The organism is Micromonospora ferruginea, assembly GCF_013694245.2.
GTDB lineage: Bacteria > Actinomycetota > Actinomycetes > Mycobacteriales > Micromonosporaceae > Micromonospora > Micromonospora robiginosa.
The window spans coordinates 5,327,086-5,341,178 of the sequence record NZ_CP059322.2; the positions used below are offsets into that span (position 1 = coordinate 5,327,086).

Consider the following 14,093-nt stretch of genomic DNA (forward strand, 5'->3'; position numbering starts at 1 on the left):
CCCGATCTCGGAAGTGACAGCGATTACACACTTCCGGTTCACCCGTCGGCGGTGCCGACCTCCCAGCTCGGCACCGGAGCCGCGGCGGAACTGCGCGGGCCGGTGTATTCCATCAGGACCAGGGCGATGTCGTCGTCGAGACGGCCGTGCACCCACTCGACGAGCGCGGTCTCCAGCGAGGCGAGCCCGTCGCCGACCGTGCCGTGGCCGAGCAGGCGCCAGGCCCGGTCGGCGGTGGGGAAGAACTCACCGTCCCGCCGGGCCTCGCCCAGCCCGTCGGTGAACAGCAGCAGCCGGTCACCCGGCTCCAGCCGCTCCACCCGGGGCCGGACCACCGGCATGAACCCGAGCGGCGGCGCGGGCGCCGGCGGCTCCAGCGGGATCACCTGGCCCCGGCGCAGCAGCAGCGGCGACGGGTGCCCGCAGTTGACGATGGTGAGCGTGCCGCCGCGCTCCTCGACCAGCGCGGCGGTGACGAAGTCCTCGTCGCCCACGTTGCGGGCCACCGCCCGGTCCAGGTCGGTAACCACCGCGCGCAGGTCGGCCCGCTCGTAGGCCACGTGCCGGTAGGAGCCGAGCACGATGCTGGCCAACCGGACCGCGTCCAGACCCTTCCCGCGCACGTCGCCGATGATCATGCGGACGCCGTACGGGGTGTCCATCACCTCGTAGAGGTCGCCGCCGATCTCGGCGGTCGCGGTGGAGGAGATGTAGCGCGCGGCCACCGCCAGCGTGCCGACCTGCGGCCCGAGCGGACGCAGCACCGCCTGCTGGGCCACCGAGGCGAGCCGGGACAGCTCCGCGATCCGCTCGGCCTGACGTTGCCGCACCGCCGCCGTGGCCGCCGCGATCGCGGTGACCAGCGCGATCGCGGCCACGTTGACCGCGGTCACCAGCGAGGCGCCCCGCTCGCACACGGCGAACGTGATGCCGGCCGCGGTGGCCAGCGCGCCCACCGCGAGCACCACCCGCCAGGAGGCCAGCGCGGCGGCCAGCACCGGCGCGGCGGCCATCAGCGCGAGGTAGTGCGCCGGCCGACCGTCACCCGCCTCCACTGCGGACACGATCGCGAGCAGCGCGAGGGCCGCGCCGAGGCCGGCGCGGGATCCGGGGCTCAGCGGGCCGTGGCCCGGCTGGAAGGGTCGAGTGCGTACATCGGACAGCATGCCTGATGGATGTGAGCCGGAGAATGAACCTGGCCCGTCCGTCGCGGAAGTTCTGCCTGACGGGCCGGTCAGCCGAGCACCTCGTAGCGGACGTCCACCTCACCGAGACCGGTCGAGGCGATGGCCGCGAACGCGGCGCGGGACAGGTCGAGGCACCGGCCGTCGATGTACGGACCACGGTCGTTGATCCGGACCACCACGGACTTGCCGTTGGCCGGGTTGGTGACCCGGACCTTCGTGTTGAACGGCAGCGTCTTGTGCGCCGCGGTCAGCGCGTCCGGGTCGAACGTCTCGCCGTTGGCGGTCATCTGACCCTCGTCGTAGAAGGACGCGCCGCAGGAGCCGCTGTCCACGACCGTCGGGGCGGGGACCTTCTTCTTCGTGGCGGTCGGCTTCGGCGCCGCGGTCCGGGCCTTGCCACGCGACGCCGCCTGGGTGCGGGTCGGCTTCGCGCTCGGGCTGGCCGTCGGCGACGCGCTGAGGCTCGGCGAGGCCGACGCGCTCGGCGACGGCGCGGCCGAGGTGGGGGCGAGCGTGCTGGGCAGCGCCTCGACGGCGGCCGGCGCGTCCGTGGGCTCGCCGGAGGTGAGCTGCACCGCGCCGACGGTGCCGCCGACGGCGAGCGCCACGCCGACCGCCGCGGTGGCGGCGATGCCGGCGGGCGAGGAGAACAATCTGCGGGTACGAAGGTGCCTACCAGCCACCGGCCCGGTCCTTTCGTCAACTCAACAAACCGGCTCGGACCGTAACGAGAGAAGCACTTCCGAAGTCAACGTGATCATGGTGGTATGCCCGTATTTACCCTGGTACGTGTAGCCGATCAAGCCACTACCGCTGGGCCGAACGGTGGAAGGTGTGCAGGATGGAACGCGTGCTGAACCGTCGCCTGGTCGAGCTGTTCCGATGGGCCGACCCGGGGCCGGAGAGCAGCCACCTGGTCAGCGACCTCACCGGCTGGTGGCACGACCCCCGGGTGCTCGCCGAGGTGGGGCCGGCGCTGGCCGGCCTGCACCCCGACGCGCGGCCGACCGTGGTGATCGCCCCCGAGGTGACCGGTCTGCTGCTCGGCCCGCTGGTCGCGGTCGCCGCCGGCGCGGGTTTCCTGCCCGCGTACAAGGCGGGCGGCGGGCGGCGGCGGATCGGGGCGACACGCTGGGCCGAGACCCCGCCGGACCACCGCGGGCAGCGGCTGCGCATCGGCGTGGACGGCCGGCGCCTCGGCCCGGGTGACCGGGTGCTGCTGGTGGACGACTGGGTCGACACCGGCGCCCAGCTCGACGCGCTGCACCGGCTGGTCCGGGAAGCCGCCGCCGAACCGGTCGGCGCGGTCGCGCTGGTGTCGAGCTGCCCGCCCGCCGTGGCCGGGCGACTACGGCTGCGCGCCCTGCTCACCGGCGACCAGCTTCCCGACGCTTGACCTCAAGGAAGCTTCAACCCGGACGATCGCCTGATGGACGACATCCTGGACGAGGCGTACCACCGGCTGCACCGCACCGGCCCCGAGTTCGAGGGCTGGCTCTCCAACCACGGGCCGATGGCCGCCGAGGCGCTGGTCCGGCACGGGCAGGGCGCGCGCGTGCACCGCTGGCTCGACGGCTACCTGCGCCGGCTGGACGAACTGCCGCGCGGGCTGCGGCCGATCGACGACTGGCGGGCCGCGCTCGGTGACCCGAAGCGGACCGGCGACTGGCTCCACCACTTCGACCGCGAGCTGCGCGAACGGCCGTGGCGGGAGGTGCTCGGCGAGTGGTGGCCCCGGCTGCTGCCCGGCATCGCGGCCGGCGCCACGCACGGGGTGATCCGGGTCGGGCACGCGGTGCGGGTGCTGCACGTCGACGGGGAGACCCCGGACCGCCGCGCCGAACTGGGCCAGGCGCTCGGCTACTGGGCGGCCCGCTGGCAGCCGGTGCCCGGCGCCGGCCCGCTCACCGGCCACTCCGACGTCGCGTCGGCGCTGGCCGGGGTGCCCCGGATCGCCGAACGGACCGGCGGCATCCGGGAACGGTTGGGCCGGCTGACCGGCGTACCCGGATGGGCCGGAGCGGTGACCGCGCTGCGTGCGCCGGCCGACCCGGACGACGCCGCTCGCACGCTCACCGAGATGGTGCATCGGGCCGCGCTGGACTACCTGCGGTTCGGGCACGGTGAGCCGGTGATGCTGGTGCACGCGGTCACCGCGCCGACCGCGGTGCTGCGTACCCTGCCGGCCCTCGACCCGGCGCTGCGGGCGCCGAGCGTCGCCGCGGCCTGGTCCGCGACGGCGGCCGTGACCTCGGTGTACGCCGCACCCACGCCGGCCGCCTCGGCCCCGGTCGGCGGGTCCGCCGACCCGGACGAGGTGTTCGCCCGGGCGGCCCGGCACGGCGACGAGCACGTGGTGAAGCTGGCCGACGCGGTGCTGGAGACCTACGCGACGACAGGTGACCAGCGGGTGCTGGCCGCACCCGCCCACGCCGGGCGGCTGATCTGAGTAGCCTCGGCAGGATGTGGCCCCGCATCGGTGGACTGCGCGCGCTCGCCCTCGGCACCCCCGGCGGGCTGCGCGCCGACCTCAACAACCTCGTGCTCGCCGGCGTGAAGACCGCCACCGCCGGGCTGATCGGCGAGTACGCCGAGGAGAACGAGGAGTTGGAGCACGTCGGCGAACGGCTGGCCCTGGTCGACGACCACGACGCGCTGGTCGGCGTGGTCGAGATCACCGGTGTCGAGGTGGTGCGCTTCGCCGACGTGCCGTGGGACTTCGCCCGCGCCGAGGGCGAAGGCGACCGGTCGATCGAGGAGTGGCGGGCCGGCCACGGCGCCTACTGGGCCCGGCAGGGCACGCCGGTGACCGACGACAGCCGGATCGTCTGCCTGCGCTTCCGGCTGGCGTCCGCCGAACGCAGCGTCGGCACGTAAGGCGGGGGCCCTTCTTAACGCATTCTGCATAAGAAGGGCCCCCGCCTAACAGCTAGCGGCGCAACTCCGGCAGCAGCGCAGCCGCCTCGGCGAGCACCGCCTCGTCGCCGGCGTACCAACTGCTGGCGCGCGGCCAGTGCGTCACCACGTCGGTGAAGCCCAGCCGGGCCGCCCGGGCCACCTGCTCGGCGAACAGGCCGGCGCTGGTCAGCGAGAAGACCGGGGCCGCGTCGAGCGAGAGGTAGCGGTCGAGCGTGGCCGGATCCCGACCGGCCTCCTCGAGCGTCTGGTTCATCCGGTCGGACAACTCCGCCACGGTGCCCCACCATGCCTCCAGGTCGTCGCCGCCGAGCCCGGTGGTGACCCAGCCCTGCCCGAACCGGGCGACCAGCCGCATCGAGCGCGGCCCGTTCGCCGCCATCACGAACGGCACCCGGGGCTGCTGGACGCAACCGGGGTTGTTGCGGGCATCCACCGCGGCGAACCACTCCCCACGCCAGGTCGTGCCGTCCTCGCGCAGGATCAGGTCGAGCAGCTCGGTGAACTCGGCGAACCGGTCCACCCGCTGCCGGGGCGGCAGCGTCTCCCCGCCCAGCACCGCCGAGTCGAACCCGATGCCGCCCGCGCCGAGCCCGAGCAGCACCCGGCCGCCGGAGACGTCGTCCAGCGCGGTGACCTGGCGGGCGAACGCCGCCGGGTGGCGGAAGTTCGGCGAGGCGACGAGCGTGCCGAGGCGGATCCGGGAGGTGACCGTCGCCGCCGCGGTCAACGTCGTCCACGAGTCGAACCAGGGCCCGTCGACCAGGTCACGCCAGCCCAGGTGGTCGTAGGTCCAGGCGTGGTCGAAACCCCACTCGTCCGCCTGGGCCCACCGGTGACGCGCCTCCGACCAGCGCTGGTCGGGCAGGATCACGATGCCAATTCGCATGATCGCCAGGGTACGACCCGGGCCGGTCGGCCCGGCCCGGGTCGGTCGATCACTCCGTCACGTCGGCCACCACGCAGGCGACGTTGTCCGGCGCGCCGGCCGCGTACGCCAGGTCGACCAGCTTCCCGACGGCGGTCTCCGGGTCGTCCGCCCCGGCCAGCGCGGCGTGCAGCGCAGCGGGGTCGACGGTCGCGGAGAGGCCGTCCGAGCAGAGCAGGTAGCGGTCGCCGGTCAGCGCCGTGCGCAGCGCCAGGTCCGCCTCGACCTCGCCGCCCGCGCCCAGCGCCCGGGCCAGCAGCGCCCGCTGCGGGTGGGCGCCGGCCTCGGCCGGCGTGAGCCGCCCCTGGTCGACCAGGGTCTGCACGTACGTGTGGTCCTGGGTGAGCCGGGACAGCTCACCGCCGCGCAGCAGGTAGGCCCGGGTGTCCCCGACGTGCACCAGGGCGAGCCGGGTGCCCCGCCGCACGATCGCGGTGAGCGTGCTCGCCGGTCGGTCGTCGTCGCCGCCCTGGGCGCGTACCGCCCGGTCGGCCCGGGCCACCGCGTCGGCCAGCGCGGCCAGCAGGTCGGCGGCCGGCGCGTCGGCCCGCTCCAACGACCGCAGCGCGTGCACCGCGGCGGCGCCGGCGGCGGCCCCACCCGGACCGCGTACGCCGTCGGCGACCGCGAGCAGCGTGTCGCTCGCGTACGCGGTGTCCTCGTTGGAGTCGCGGACGGTGCCGGTCTCGCAGCGCGTCGCGTACCGGAAGGTGGTGTTCTCGGACATGGTGCGGCCCCTCTCGGTGAGCTGGTCGACGAGGAGCGCGACGGTCCGGCCGCGGGCGGCGGTGTCCGCGCTGACCCGCCGCCACCAGGCGTCCAGCGCCTCGGCGGCGGCCTGCGGCGGCAGGCCGCACACGGTGCGGATCTCCGCCAACGGCATGCCGGCCCGGCGCAGCGCGGCGATCAGCCGCGCCCGGTCGAGCTGCTCCGGCGTGTAGTAGCGGTAGCCGGAGTGCGGGTCCACGGCGGCCGGCGTCAGCAGCCCGCAGTCGTCGTAGATCCGCAGCGCCTTGGCGGTCAGGCTGGCCGCCCGGGCGAACGCCCCGATGGTCAGCAGCCGCATGTCGCCCTCCTCGCGCCGGCCCCGGTGGCCGGCGCGGACCACGCTGGGCCTTGCCGCAGGGGCCGGGTCAAGGCACGCCGGCGAGCTTCGCGAGCATCCGCCCGAGGTGCGGCTCGACCGTGCCGGGCGGCGCCGCGGTCACCTCGGCCGGCGTCCACCAGCGGATGCCCCGGAACTCGACCGGGTCGGGGCGGAACCGCTGGTCGCGGTCGGCGGCCAGCACGAACCACAGGCTGACGTCGGTGTGCCGCTGCTCGGGCGGGCCGACCGTCTCGGTGACCGTGAGGAACGCCGGACGCTCGCCGAGCGGTGACGCGAAGACGGCCGGTACGCCCAACTCCTCGCGCAGCTCGCGGCGCACCGTGTCGACCGGGTGCTCGCCCGGCTCGACGTGGCCCCCGCTGGGCAACCACATCCCGGCGGCGCGGTGGTCGACCAGCAGCACCGCGCCGTCGGACGGGTCGCGGAGCAGGAAGTAGGCGACCAGGTGCGGCGACGGGGTGCGCGGCTTGGCCCGGCGGAAGATGTCCTCCGTGCCGGCCAGCCAGGTCAGCGCCTCCCGCCGGTGCCGGGTCTCCAGCTCGTCGCCCGGCGGCAGCGCCTCGACCAGCGCCCGGATCTCGTCCCGCATGACGCCGATGCTGCCAGCCGGGTACGACCGTGTCAGTCCGCCTCCAGCGGGTTGGCGTCGACCGCCGCGCGGACGAACTCGCGTACCCGGGTGGTGGTGTTCCCGGCCAGCCACACCGGGCCGCGACGGATCGGCGGCGCGTCGTGGATCGGCACGTAGGCCAGGTCGGGCCGGGCGTGGTAGTGCCGGGTCTGCTCGCCCACCGGCAGCACCCCGCGCCCGAGCGCGACCAGCGCCAGCATCTCGGAGAAGCTGCCGCCGGCCGGGCCCTTCGACACCGGGCGGCCCGCCGGCGTCCGGTCCGGCGTCCGGTCCTGCTTGAACGCGGCCGACGTGACCGCCGGGTACTGGATCACCGGATGGTCGCCGAGCACCTCCAGCGACACCGACTCCGCGCCGGCCAGCGGGTGACCCGCGGCCACCGCGAGCAGCCGGCGTTCGTGCAGCAGCGCCGGGCCGTTCGCCATCCCGTCGAACGGGTACGAGGCGATCAGCACGTCGATCGTGCCGTCCACCAGGCTGGACCGGGTGGTGGCCAGCGGAGCCTCGTGGACGTGCACCTCGCACTCCGGGTGGCGCTCGGTGAACCGGGCCACGGCCCGCAGCAGCACCGGCGCGGTCGACTCACCGACGTACGCCACCCGCAGCTCGCCGGTGAGGCCGCGCCCGGCCTCCACGGCCCGCCGGACCGCGTCCTCGATGCCGGCCACCAGTGGACGCATCTCCTCGGCCAGGCGCTCGCCGATCGGGGTGAGCCGGACCATCCGGCTGGTCCGCTCGAACAGCGGCGCGCCGATCCGCCGTTCCAGCCTGCGCACCACATGGCTGATCCGCCCGGTGGTCACCCGCAGCTTCTCGGCGGTGCGCCCGAAGTGCAACTCCTCGGCGAGGGTCAGGAACGCCTCGATCTCGTACCGCTCCAGCATCGGGCGCTCCCTTCGTTGACTGTCGGGCAACGATGGTAGAGCGCTCGGGGCTTGGTCCGGCCGTCGCCTCCGACCAGTGTTGACGGTGTTCCCAACCTGCTCAGGAGGACCTGATGACGATGCGTGTGACCGGTTTCGACCACCTGGTGCTCACGGTGGGCGACGTCGAGCGCTCCCTCGACTTCTACTGCGGCACGCTCGGCCTGGCGCCGGTGCGGGTCGACCGCTGGCGCGCCGGCGAGGTGCCGTTCCCCTCGGTACGCGTCGACGCCGGCACCATCATCGACCTGGTGGCGGGCGAGCCGGACGGATCCAACGTGGACCACTTCTGCCTGGTGGTGGCGCCGGTCGACTGGGCGTCGGAAATGGAGTCCGGGCGGTTCACGGTGCTGACCGGGCCGGTGCCGCGCTTCGGCGCCCGGGGCACCGGCACCTCGATCTACGTCCGCGACCCGGACGGCAACACGGTCGAACTGCGCAGCTACGACTCGCTAGCCTGACCCGGTGCCGCACCTCGAACGCCTCGCCGCCCACCACGCGCCCGCGTTGCTGCGCTTCGAGCAGGAGAACCGGGCCTACTTCGCCCGGTTCGTCGCCGACCGGGGCGACGCGTACTTCGCCGGGTTCGCCGACCGGCACGCGGCCCTGCTCGACGAGCAGGAGCGCGGTATTTGCCACTTCCACCTGCTGGTGGACGACGACGGTGCCGTGCTCGGCCGGTTCAACCTCTTCGACGTGGCCGACGGCGGCGCCGAGCTGGGCTACCGGGTGGCCGAGCACGCCACCGGGCGCGGTGTGGCCCGGCACGGCGTGCGGGCCGTCTGCGACCTGGCCCGCACCGAGTACGGCCTGCGCCGGCTGGTCGCCTCGGCCGCGCTGGCGAACCCGGCGTCGCTGGCGGTGCTGCGGCGTGCCGGCTTCGTGCCGGACGGCGAGGTGGAGCGGGGCGGGAAGCCGGCTTTGCGGCACGTCCTCGACCTGACCACTCAGACCTCCACCGGCGGCTCCGCCTCGTAGGCCCGGTGCAGCGTGGCCAGGAACGCCGGGGCGTCCGGCAGCGTCACCGAGCCGATCCGGGACACCGGCACGCCCGGCGTCCACGAGTTCAGCACCGCCGCCCCGGCCAGGCCGGGCAGGTCGTCGCGCGTCACCGGTCGGGTCCGCTGCGGCACGCCGAGCCGCGCCAACTGCCGTCGGAGGACGCCCATGGTGGTGCCGACCAGCATCGGCGCCTCCGGCCAGACCACCGTGTCGCCGTCGGCGAACACCAGGTTCCAGATCGTCGCCTCGCTGACTCGGCCGGTCCGGTCCACGAACGCGGCGTCGTCGAAGCCGTCCCGGACCGCCCGCCGGGCGAGGTGACTCTTCGCCAGCTCGCCGACGTGCTTCACCGCCGGGAGGAACCGCTCGTACTCGTACGCCGCCAGCGCCAGCGGCCCGGCGGGCGGTGACGCGGCGGCCCGGGTCCGGACCAGCAGGTCCAGCTCGCCCTCGCCCTCGCCCGGATGGACCGTGGCGGTCAGCGTGACGTCCGGCGGGCCGGCCCCGATCGCGGTCCGCATCGCGGCGCGCACCCGGTCGTCGGGCAGCGCGGTGCCGAACAGCTCCCGCGAGGCCTCCCGCAGGCGGGTCAGATGCAGGTCGAGGCCGCGCACCCGGCCGTCGCGCACCTGCACGGCGGTGAAGTGGGCGTTGCCGGCGAAGGCGAGCGGCGCCAGGTCGTCGGCGGTCGCCGGCCGGCCGTTCCGATGTACGGCGAAGAAGGCCATGCCGGAACTCTAGGGGCGATCCTCGCGGGCCCAGGCGTCCAACCCGACGGCCAGCCCAGTCCAGCCCTGGAAGAAGGTGGTGACGGTGTGGCATGCTGCCGTGAGCACGACGTGACTCGTTATGGAGTTCTCGCACCGCAGTGACCAAGTGTGGTCCGGGTGGGACGGGCGCTCCATATCGACGCCACGTCGAGGTGTTGATGCAAGACAGGCGACAGGACGCTGGTCGACGGAGGGAGGGTGCTGCGACCTCACACGGTCGCCACGTTGGCTGCAGGTACGAGCCGACCTCGCCGCTCATCATTACTCGACGTAGCTGAAGGAACTGACGTCATGGACGTAGTCGCGCTCTACGCTGCTGGAGCGTTCGTACTCCTGCTAGCCGGCCTTCTTTACCTCACCTTCGTCACCTGGCTGCTCTTCTGCTGGTCTCTGGCCCGCCTCCCCAACGGCGAATCCCTCTTCGAGAGGGCGCCGAGAGTGATCGAGTCGTTCGACATCCGTAGCTGGAGCGAAGCCCTGTTGCCCTGGAAGATCTTGACGCGGGCAATGAGGCGACTCATGCAGGGCAACGGCCCATCCGGACTTCCTGCGGCCGACACACGCGGCGACGCCGACCGGAAGGCCTACGCCCCTTCGCAGGCGGCGGCCGAGCACACCGAGGCCTGAGGGCACGTCGCGTGATCGGTGACCGTGGAACGTCGAAGGCCCTGGCTGGGACTGTCGTCCTGACCAGGGCCTCGATCGTGGAGCGGGTGACGGGAATCGAACCCGCACTGTCAGCTTGGGAAGCTGATGTTCTGCCATTGAACTACACCCGCAGGCGGCACCACTGTACCTGAGGTCACCATCCCCGTGCACCCAGGCACCCCCGCCGGACCGACCCCGCCAGTTGATCAAGGAATGTTGCATCCCGGCAACATATGGCCGTTCTCAAATCCGTCGATGCGATGTAACGTCTGCTCCACGTTTCCGACCCGGCGTGACACACCCCCGGTCACGCCGTCAGAAAGAGGTGGGCCCATGGGACTCCGTCCCAACCTGCTGACCCGGCGTACCGCCGGTGTCGCGACGTCGACCCTCGCGCTGCTGCTCAGCACCGCGGCCGTCGGCGTCGTCCCCGCTGCTTCGGCCTTCTCGGCCGCCCCGGCCGGCGTCTGCGCCGAGCCGGCCGACGCCCACGCCGACGCCCGCGTCGCCAAGGGCGGCCACGCCAATCTGGACCCCAACCACCTGACCGCCAAGCAGGTACGCGACCGCGAGGCCGACCTCGCCGCCGCCCAGCGCGAGCGGGCCAACTTCCGGACCGGCGCCGTCGCCCCGCTGGCGACCGTGACCATCCCGGTCGTCGTGCACGTCATCCAGGAGAACAGCACCCGCGCCGGCGGCAACATCCCGGACTCGCTGATCAACCAGCAGATCAGCGTGCTCAACCAGGCCTACGCGGGCTCGACCGGCGGCGCGCCCACCGCTTTCTCCTTCCAGCTCACGAAGATCAACCGGGTGACCAACGCGTCGTGGTACCCGATCGTGCAGGGTTCCTCGGCGGAGCGGTCGATGAAGACCTCGCTGCGCACGGGCGGCAAGAACACGCTCAACATGTACCTCGGTGAGTTGAGCGACGGCCTGCTCGGCTGGGCGACCTTCCCGAAGCGGACGCTGGACAAGATGGACGGCGTGGTCGTGCTCAACGAGTCGCTGCCCGGAGGCACCGCCACCAACTACAACCAGGGTGACACCGGCACCCACGAGATCGGCCACTGGCTGAACCTCTACCACACCTTCCAGGGTGGCTGCTCCGGCTCGGGCGACAGCGTCTCCGACACCCCGGCCGAGGCCTCCCCGGCGTACCAGTGCCCGACCGGCCGGGACACCTGCTCGACCGCCGGCAAGGACCCGATCACCAACTTCATGGACTACACGTACGACTCCTGCATGTACCAGTTCACCGCCGGCCAGGCGAGCCGCATGCTCACCGCGTGGAACGCCTACCGCGCGGCCTGACCTGCCGCATCGCGTACCGGTGCCGGCCCTGTCCTCGGACGGGGCCGGCACCTGTCGTTCCGGGCCGGGTCAGGCGGCCGGGCGGCGGGTGTCGAAGCCGTGCCGGCCGCGTCGCCCCTCCGCGACGAGCGGGTCGCGTCGCCGGACCGGGGTGGCGTCGTGCGGGTCGAGCCAGAGCCGCACCTGTGGCCGGCCGGCGCCGGGACGGGCCACCTGATCGCGCCGGGTCAGCATGGCCACGTCGACGGTGAACTCGAACAGCCGCCAGTCGCCCTGCGGGGCCGCCCGGCCGAGCCGGGCCAGCCGGGCCACCGTGGCCGGGTCGGCCACCGGACGGGCTCGACCCGCCACGTAGGCCTCGTCGTCGCTCTCCTCCGGCGGAAACGAGTGCAGCGCGTAGCGGCCGTCGCGTTCGAGGTCACGCCGTTTCGGGGAGTCGATGACGAAGCACCAGAGCCCGTCGTCGGTGATCAGCGGGGACACCGGGTGCACCCGGGGGCCGCCGTCGGCGCGGACCGTGGCGAGGTAGCCGAAGCCCGGCCCGTACTGCTGGATCAGAAGGCGGATCTCGGCGGCGAGGCGGGGCTCGTCGGCGGCGAATTCGGACCAGGAAGCCATGCCGACATTCTATCGAACACGTGTACGAGAGTGCAGTCCGACACGCAGGTCACCCGTACCGGTCGCTATGGTGTTCCGATGCTGCTCTCCGACCGCGACCTGGTCTCCGAGATCAAGGCGGGCACGCTCGCGCTGGAGCCCTTCGAGCCCACGCTGGTGCAGCCGTCCAGCATCGACGTACGCCTGGACCGGTTGTTCCGGGTCTTCAACAACCATCTCTACACCCACATCGACCCGTCGATGCAGCAGGACGACCTGACGTCGATGGTGGAGGTGCCGGAGGGGCAGCCGTTCGTGCTGCACCCCGGGGAGTTCGTGCTCGCCTCCACGTTGGAGGTCATCTCGTTGGGCGACCAGCTCGCCGGCCGGCTGGAGGGCAAGTCGTCCCTGGGCCGGCTCGGCCTGCTGACCCACTCCACGGCCGGCTTCATCGATCCGGGCTTCTCCGGCCACGTCACGCTGGAGCTGTCCAACGTGGCGAACCTGCCGATCACGCTCTGGCCGGGCATGAAGATCGGCCAGTTGTGCATCTTCCGGCTGTCCTCGCCGGCCGAGCACCCGTACGGCTCGGCCGTCTACGGTTCGCGCTACCAGGGCCAGCGCGGCCCGACGCCGAGCCGCTCCTGGCAGAGCTGGCGCACCTGGCCGACGCGCTGACGATCTCCGCCGCTGTTAAGCGGGGCCCCCGCCTATGCAGAATGCGTTAAGCGGGGGCCCCTCCTTACATCTCAGCCGGGGCGGCCGTAACTGTTGATGTCGCCGTCGTCGTACCGCTTCATGGTGATGGGCTTGCCGGACTGGGAGGCGTGCACCACCCAGCCGTCGCCGACGTACATCCCGACGTGGTGCAGGTCGCCGTAGTAGAAGACCAGGTCACCGGCGCGCAGCTCGGCGCGGCTGACCCGCTTCGTCACGTCGTGCTGCTGCCGGGCGTTGTGCGGCAGCGAGACCCCGGCCTTGGCCCAGGCGGCCATGGTCAGGCCGGAGCAGTCGAAGTGGTCCGGGCCGGCGGCGCCCCAGACGTAGATCTTGCCGATCTGGGCGCAGGCGAACTTGACCGCCACGCCGGCCGCGCCGCCGGGATACCCGGACGGGCAGGGGGCCGGACGCAGCTTGCCGCCACCGCCGTTGCCGTACACCTTGAGCCGCAGCTTCTGCAGCCTGGCGATCTCGGCGTCGATCTGCTTCTTCTTCGCCGCGAGCTGCGCCTCGGTGCGGCTCAGGTCGGCGACCATCGCGTCCAGCGGCTTCTTCTTCGCGGCCAGCTCGTCGCGCAGCTCGGCGATGTCGTGCACCTGCTCCTGCTGGTGGTGCGCGAAGCGGTCGAGCATCTCCAGGCCGCTGACCAGCTCGCTCGGCGAGCGGCTGCCCAGTAGCGCGTTGACGGTGGAGAGGTTGTCGCCCTTGTACGCGTCGGCGGCGAGCCCGCCGACCTGCCCCAGCGCGGCGTCCACCCGGGCCTGGAGCGGGGCGATCTGCTTACCGAGCGCGTCGGCCTGCCGGCGCCGCGCGGCGAGCTGCTCGCGGACGGAGTTGACCTGCTCGATGACGGGTTCGAGCTTGTTCCAGTCGCGGTCGATCTGGGCCTCGATCTCGGCGACCGAGGGTTCGGCGTGGGCCGCCGTCGCGCCACCGGTCAGGACGACCGCGGCGCCGACCAGGGCGGCGAGTGTGGTGGTGCAGCGGGACCAGCGGGAACGCGGCACGACGGCGGACCGGTCGGCAGACCGGCTCGACGTCGGCCGCGGGGCATGGAGTGCCACCGGGCGTCCGTACTCCTTCGTCTGACCGCCTACCGGGTTAGCTGACGGGTTCGGGCGGGAAGGGAGCCGCCCTACCGCAGTGGCTGCGGATTCACCCCAGGTACCTGGGTCCCCGGTTCGCCCGTGGGCGACTCGGCGGTGTCGGACCGTCACCGCCCGGGGTGGACGATGAGACTGGCGGCCGACGATTGACCAGAGTAGGGACCTCTGTTATCGATCCGCAACCCGAACGGCCGTGACACTCCGTGCCGAATATCTGACGCGAGACACGAGTGAAGCTTTCTT

17 protein-coding genes, 1 tRNA gene and 1 riboswitch are annotated in these 14,093 nt (G+C 73.0%); of the genes, 8 read left to right on the forward strand and 10 right to left on the reverse strand.

The genetic code is table 11. The features are described 5' to 3' along the window. Nucleotides 1-38: 38 nt before the first annotated feature. Both H1D33_RS23570 and H1D33_RS23575 read right to left on the reverse strand, forming a co-directional pair. Nucleotides 39-1,166, reverse strand: a complete 1,128-nt coding sequence (locus H1D33_RS23570; protein WP_181571087.1) for a PP2C family protein-serine/threonine phosphatase — start codon at nucleotides 1,164-1,166, stop codon at nucleotides 39-41. A gap of 68 nt (nucleotides 1,167-1,234) precedes the next feature. Beyond that, a complete protein-coding gene (locus H1D33_RS23575) occupies nucleotides 1,235-1,870 on the reverse strand; it encodes a septal ring lytic transglycosylase RlpA family protein (protein ID WP_181571086.1) in 636 nt (211 codons plus the stop codon). A 158-nt stretch (nucleotides 1,871-2,028) separates the two neighbouring features. Here H1D33_RS23575 and H1D33_RS23580 point away from each other — a divergent pair, with 158 nt between their 5' ends. The 3 genes from H1D33_RS23580 to H1D33_RS23590 are packed head-to-tail and all read left to right on the forward strand — an operon-like array spanning nucleotide 2,029 to nucleotide 4,064. Beyond that, complete coding sequence (locus H1D33_RS23580) at nucleotides 2,029-2,583, forward strand: phosphoribosyltransferase (protein WP_181571085.1); 555 nt, start codon at nucleotides 2,029-2,031, stop codon at nucleotides 2,581-2,583. 33 nt (nucleotides 2,584-2,616) lie between these two features. Next, nucleotides 2,617-3,636, forward strand: a complete 1,020-nt coding sequence (locus H1D33_RS23585; RefSeq protein WP_181571084.1) for a questin oxidase family protein — start codon at nucleotides 2,617-2,619, stop codon at nucleotides 3,634-3,636. 14 nt (nucleotides 3,637-3,650) lie between these two features. Beyond that, entirely contained in the window at nucleotides 3,651-4,064 is a 414-nt protein-coding gene (locus H1D33_RS23590) for an ASCH domain-containing protein (RefSeq protein ID WP_181571083.1), read from the forward strand. Nucleotides 4,065-4,116: 52 nt separating this feature from the next. On the opposite strand, the gene H1D33_RS23595 is transcribed toward H1D33_RS23590, so the two are convergent. The 4 genes from H1D33_RS23595 to H1D33_RS23610 form a co-directional block, all read right to left on the reverse strand. Continuing rightward, complete coding sequence (locus H1D33_RS23595) at nucleotides 4,117-4,992, reverse strand: LLM class flavin-dependent oxidoreductase (RefSeq protein WP_181571082.1); 876 nt, start codon at nucleotides 4,990-4,992, stop codon at nucleotides 4,117-4,119. 49 nt (nucleotides 4,993-5,041) lie between these two features. After that, on the reverse strand, nucleotides 5,042-6,097 hold the full coding sequence (locus H1D33_RS23600) for a MerR family transcriptional regulator (RefSeq protein WP_181571081.1): 1,056 nt from the start codon (nucleotides 6,095-6,097) through the stop codon (nucleotides 5,042-5,044). A gap of 67 nt (nucleotides 6,098-6,164) precedes the next feature. Beyond that, the gene (locus H1D33_RS23605) at nucleotides 6,165-6,728 is read right to left on the reverse strand and encodes an NUDIX hydrolase (protein ID WP_181571080.1); all 564 of its coding nucleotides are present in this window, start codon (nucleotides 6,726-6,728) and stop codon (nucleotides 6,165-6,167) included. Between the two features lie 32 nt (nucleotides 6,729-6,760). Next, nucleotides 6,761-7,654 (reverse strand): LysR family transcriptional regulator, encoded by an 894-nt coding sequence (locus H1D33_RS23610; protein WP_181571079.1) that lies wholly within the window; start codon nucleotides 7,652-7,654, stop codon nucleotides 6,761-6,763. A gap of 113 nt (nucleotides 7,655-7,767) precedes the next feature. Between H1D33_RS23610 and H1D33_RS23615 the strand changes: the two genes are divergently transcribed. Next, nucleotides 7,768-8,154 carry a VOC family protein gene (locus H1D33_RS23615; RefSeq protein ID WP_220138744.1) on the forward strand — a complete coding sequence of 129 codons (387 nt, stop codon included), beginning with the start codon at nucleotides 7,768-7,770 and terminating at the stop codon, nucleotides 8,152-8,154. Nucleotides 8,155-8,158: 4 nt separating this feature from the next. Beyond that, nucleotides 8,159-8,671 carry a GNAT family N-acetyltransferase gene (locus H1D33_RS23620; RefSeq protein ID WP_181571078.1) on the forward strand — a complete coding sequence of 171 codons (513 nt, stop codon included), beginning with the start codon at nucleotides 8,159-8,161 and terminating at the stop codon, nucleotides 8,669-8,671. Here H1D33_RS23620 and H1D33_RS23625 read toward each other — a convergent pair. Then, the gene (locus tag H1D33_RS23625; protein ID WP_181571077.1) at nucleotides 8,641-9,423 is read right to left on the reverse strand and encodes an aminotransferase class IV family protein; all 783 of its coding nucleotides are present in this window, start codon (nucleotides 9,421-9,423) and stop codon (nucleotides 8,641-8,643) included. The two genes, H1D33_RS23620 and H1D33_RS23625, sit on opposite strands and share 31 nt — an antisense overlap. Nucleotides 9,424-9,756: 333 nt before the next feature. Between H1D33_RS23625 and H1D33_RS23630 the strand changes: the two genes are divergently transcribed. Beyond that, nucleotides 9,757-10,092, forward strand: coding sequence for a hypothetical protein (locus H1D33_RS23630; protein ID WP_181571076.1), 336 nt, complete (start codon nucleotides 9,757-9,759; stop codon nucleotides 10,090-10,092). 78 nt (nucleotides 10,093-10,170) lie between these two features. On the opposite strand, the gene H1D33_RS23635 is transcribed toward H1D33_RS23630, so the two are convergent. Beyond that, nucleotides 10,171-10,244 (reverse strand) — tRNA-Gly (locus H1D33_RS23635). A 202-nt stretch (nucleotides 10,245-10,446) separates the two neighbouring features. Between H1D33_RS23635 and H1D33_RS23640 the strand changes: the two genes are divergently transcribed. Next, nucleotides 10,447-11,427, forward strand: a complete 981-nt coding sequence (locus tag H1D33_RS23640; RefSeq protein WP_181571075.1) for a zinc metalloprotease — start codon at nucleotides 10,447-10,449, stop codon at nucleotides 11,425-11,427. A 69-nt stretch (nucleotides 11,428-11,496) separates the two neighbouring features. Here the strand turns inward: H1D33_RS23640 and H1D33_RS23645 are convergent, their stop codons facing one another. Then, nucleotides 11,497-12,045 (reverse strand): pyridoxamine 5'-phosphate oxidase family protein, encoded by a 549-nt coding sequence (locus tag H1D33_RS23645; RefSeq protein WP_181571074.1) that lies wholly within the window; start codon nucleotides 12,043-12,045, stop codon nucleotides 11,497-11,499. 78 nt (nucleotides 12,046-12,123) lie between these two features. Here H1D33_RS23645 and dcd point away from each other — a divergent pair, with 78 nt between their 5' ends. Beyond that, nucleotides 12,124-12,702, forward strand: a complete 579-nt coding sequence (gene dcd / locus H1D33_RS23650; RefSeq protein WP_181571073.1) for a dCTP deaminase — start codon at nucleotides 12,124-12,126, stop codon at nucleotides 12,700-12,702. 71 nt (nucleotides 12,703-12,773) lie between these two features. On the opposite strand, the gene H1D33_RS23655 is transcribed toward dcd, so the two are convergent. Beyond that, complete coding sequence (locus tag H1D33_RS23655; protein WP_246411908.1) at nucleotides 12,774-13,751, reverse strand: C40 family peptidase; 978 nt, start codon at nucleotides 13,749-13,751, stop codon at nucleotides 12,774-12,776. A gap of 67 nt (nucleotides 13,752-13,818) precedes the next feature. Then, a riboswitch (cyclic di-AMP (ydaO/yuaA leader) is annotated at nucleotides 13,819-13,956 on the reverse strand. Between the last annotated feature and the right edge of the window lie 137 nt (nucleotides 13,957-14,093).

Bases quoted from the DNA above. Each gene is read 5' to 3' on its own strand.
- H1D33_RS23585 (WP_181571084.1), top strand. From the start codon at position 2,617: ATGGACGACATCCTGGACGAGGCGTACCACCGGCTGCACCGCACCGGC.
- H1D33_RS23605 (WP_181571080.1), bottom strand. From the start codon at position 6,728: ATGCGGGACGAGATCCGGGCGCTGGTCGAGGCGCTGCCGCCGGGCGAC.
- H1D33_RS23615 (WP_220138744.1), top strand. From the start codon at position 7,768: ATGACGATGCGTGTGACCGGTTTCGACCACCTGGTGCTCACGGTGGGC.
- H1D33_RS23595 (WP_181571082.1), bottom strand. From the start codon at position 4,992: ATGCGAATTGGCATCGTGATCCTGCCCGACCAGCGCTGGTCGGAGGCG.
- dcd (WP_181571073.1), top strand. From the start codon at position 12,124: ATGCTGCTCTCCGACCGCGACCTGGTCTCCGAGATCAAGGCGGGCACG.
- H1D33_RS23600 (WP_181571081.1), bottom strand. From the start codon at position 6,097: ATGCGGCTGCTGACCATCGGGGCGTTCGCCCGGGCGGCCAGCCTGACC.
- H1D33_RS23610 (WP_181571079.1), bottom strand. From the start codon at position 7,654: ATGCTGGAGCGGTACGAGATCGAGGCGTTCCTGACCCTCGCCGAGGAG.
- H1D33_RS23630 (WP_181571076.1), top strand. From the start codon at position 9,757: ATGGACGTAGTCGCGCTCTACGCTGCTGGAGCGTTCGTACTCCTGCTA.
- H1D33_RS23625 (WP_181571077.1), bottom strand. From the start codon at position 9,423: ATGGCCTTCTTCGCCGTACATCGGAACGGCCGGCCGGCGACCGCCGAC.
- H1D33_RS23590 (WP_181571083.1), top strand. From the start codon at position 3,651: ATGTGGCCCCGCATCGGTGGACTGCGCGCGCTCGCCCTCGGCACCCCC.
- H1D33_RS23640 (WP_181571075.1), top strand. From the start codon at position 10,447: ATGGGACTCCGTCCCAACCTGCTGACCCGGCGTACCGCCGGTGTCGCG.
- H1D33_RS23570 (WP_181571087.1), bottom strand. From the start codon at position 1,166: ATGCTGTCCGATGTACGCACTCGACCCTTCCAGCCGGGCCACGGCCCG.
- H1D33_RS23580 (WP_181571085.1), top strand. From the start codon at position 2,029: ATGGAACGCGTGCTGAACCGTCGCCTGGTCGAGCTGTTCCGATGGGCC.
- H1D33_RS23645 (WP_181571074.1), bottom strand. From the start codon at position 12,045: ATGGCTTCCTGGTCCGAATTCGCCGCCGACGAGCCCCGCCTCGCCGCC.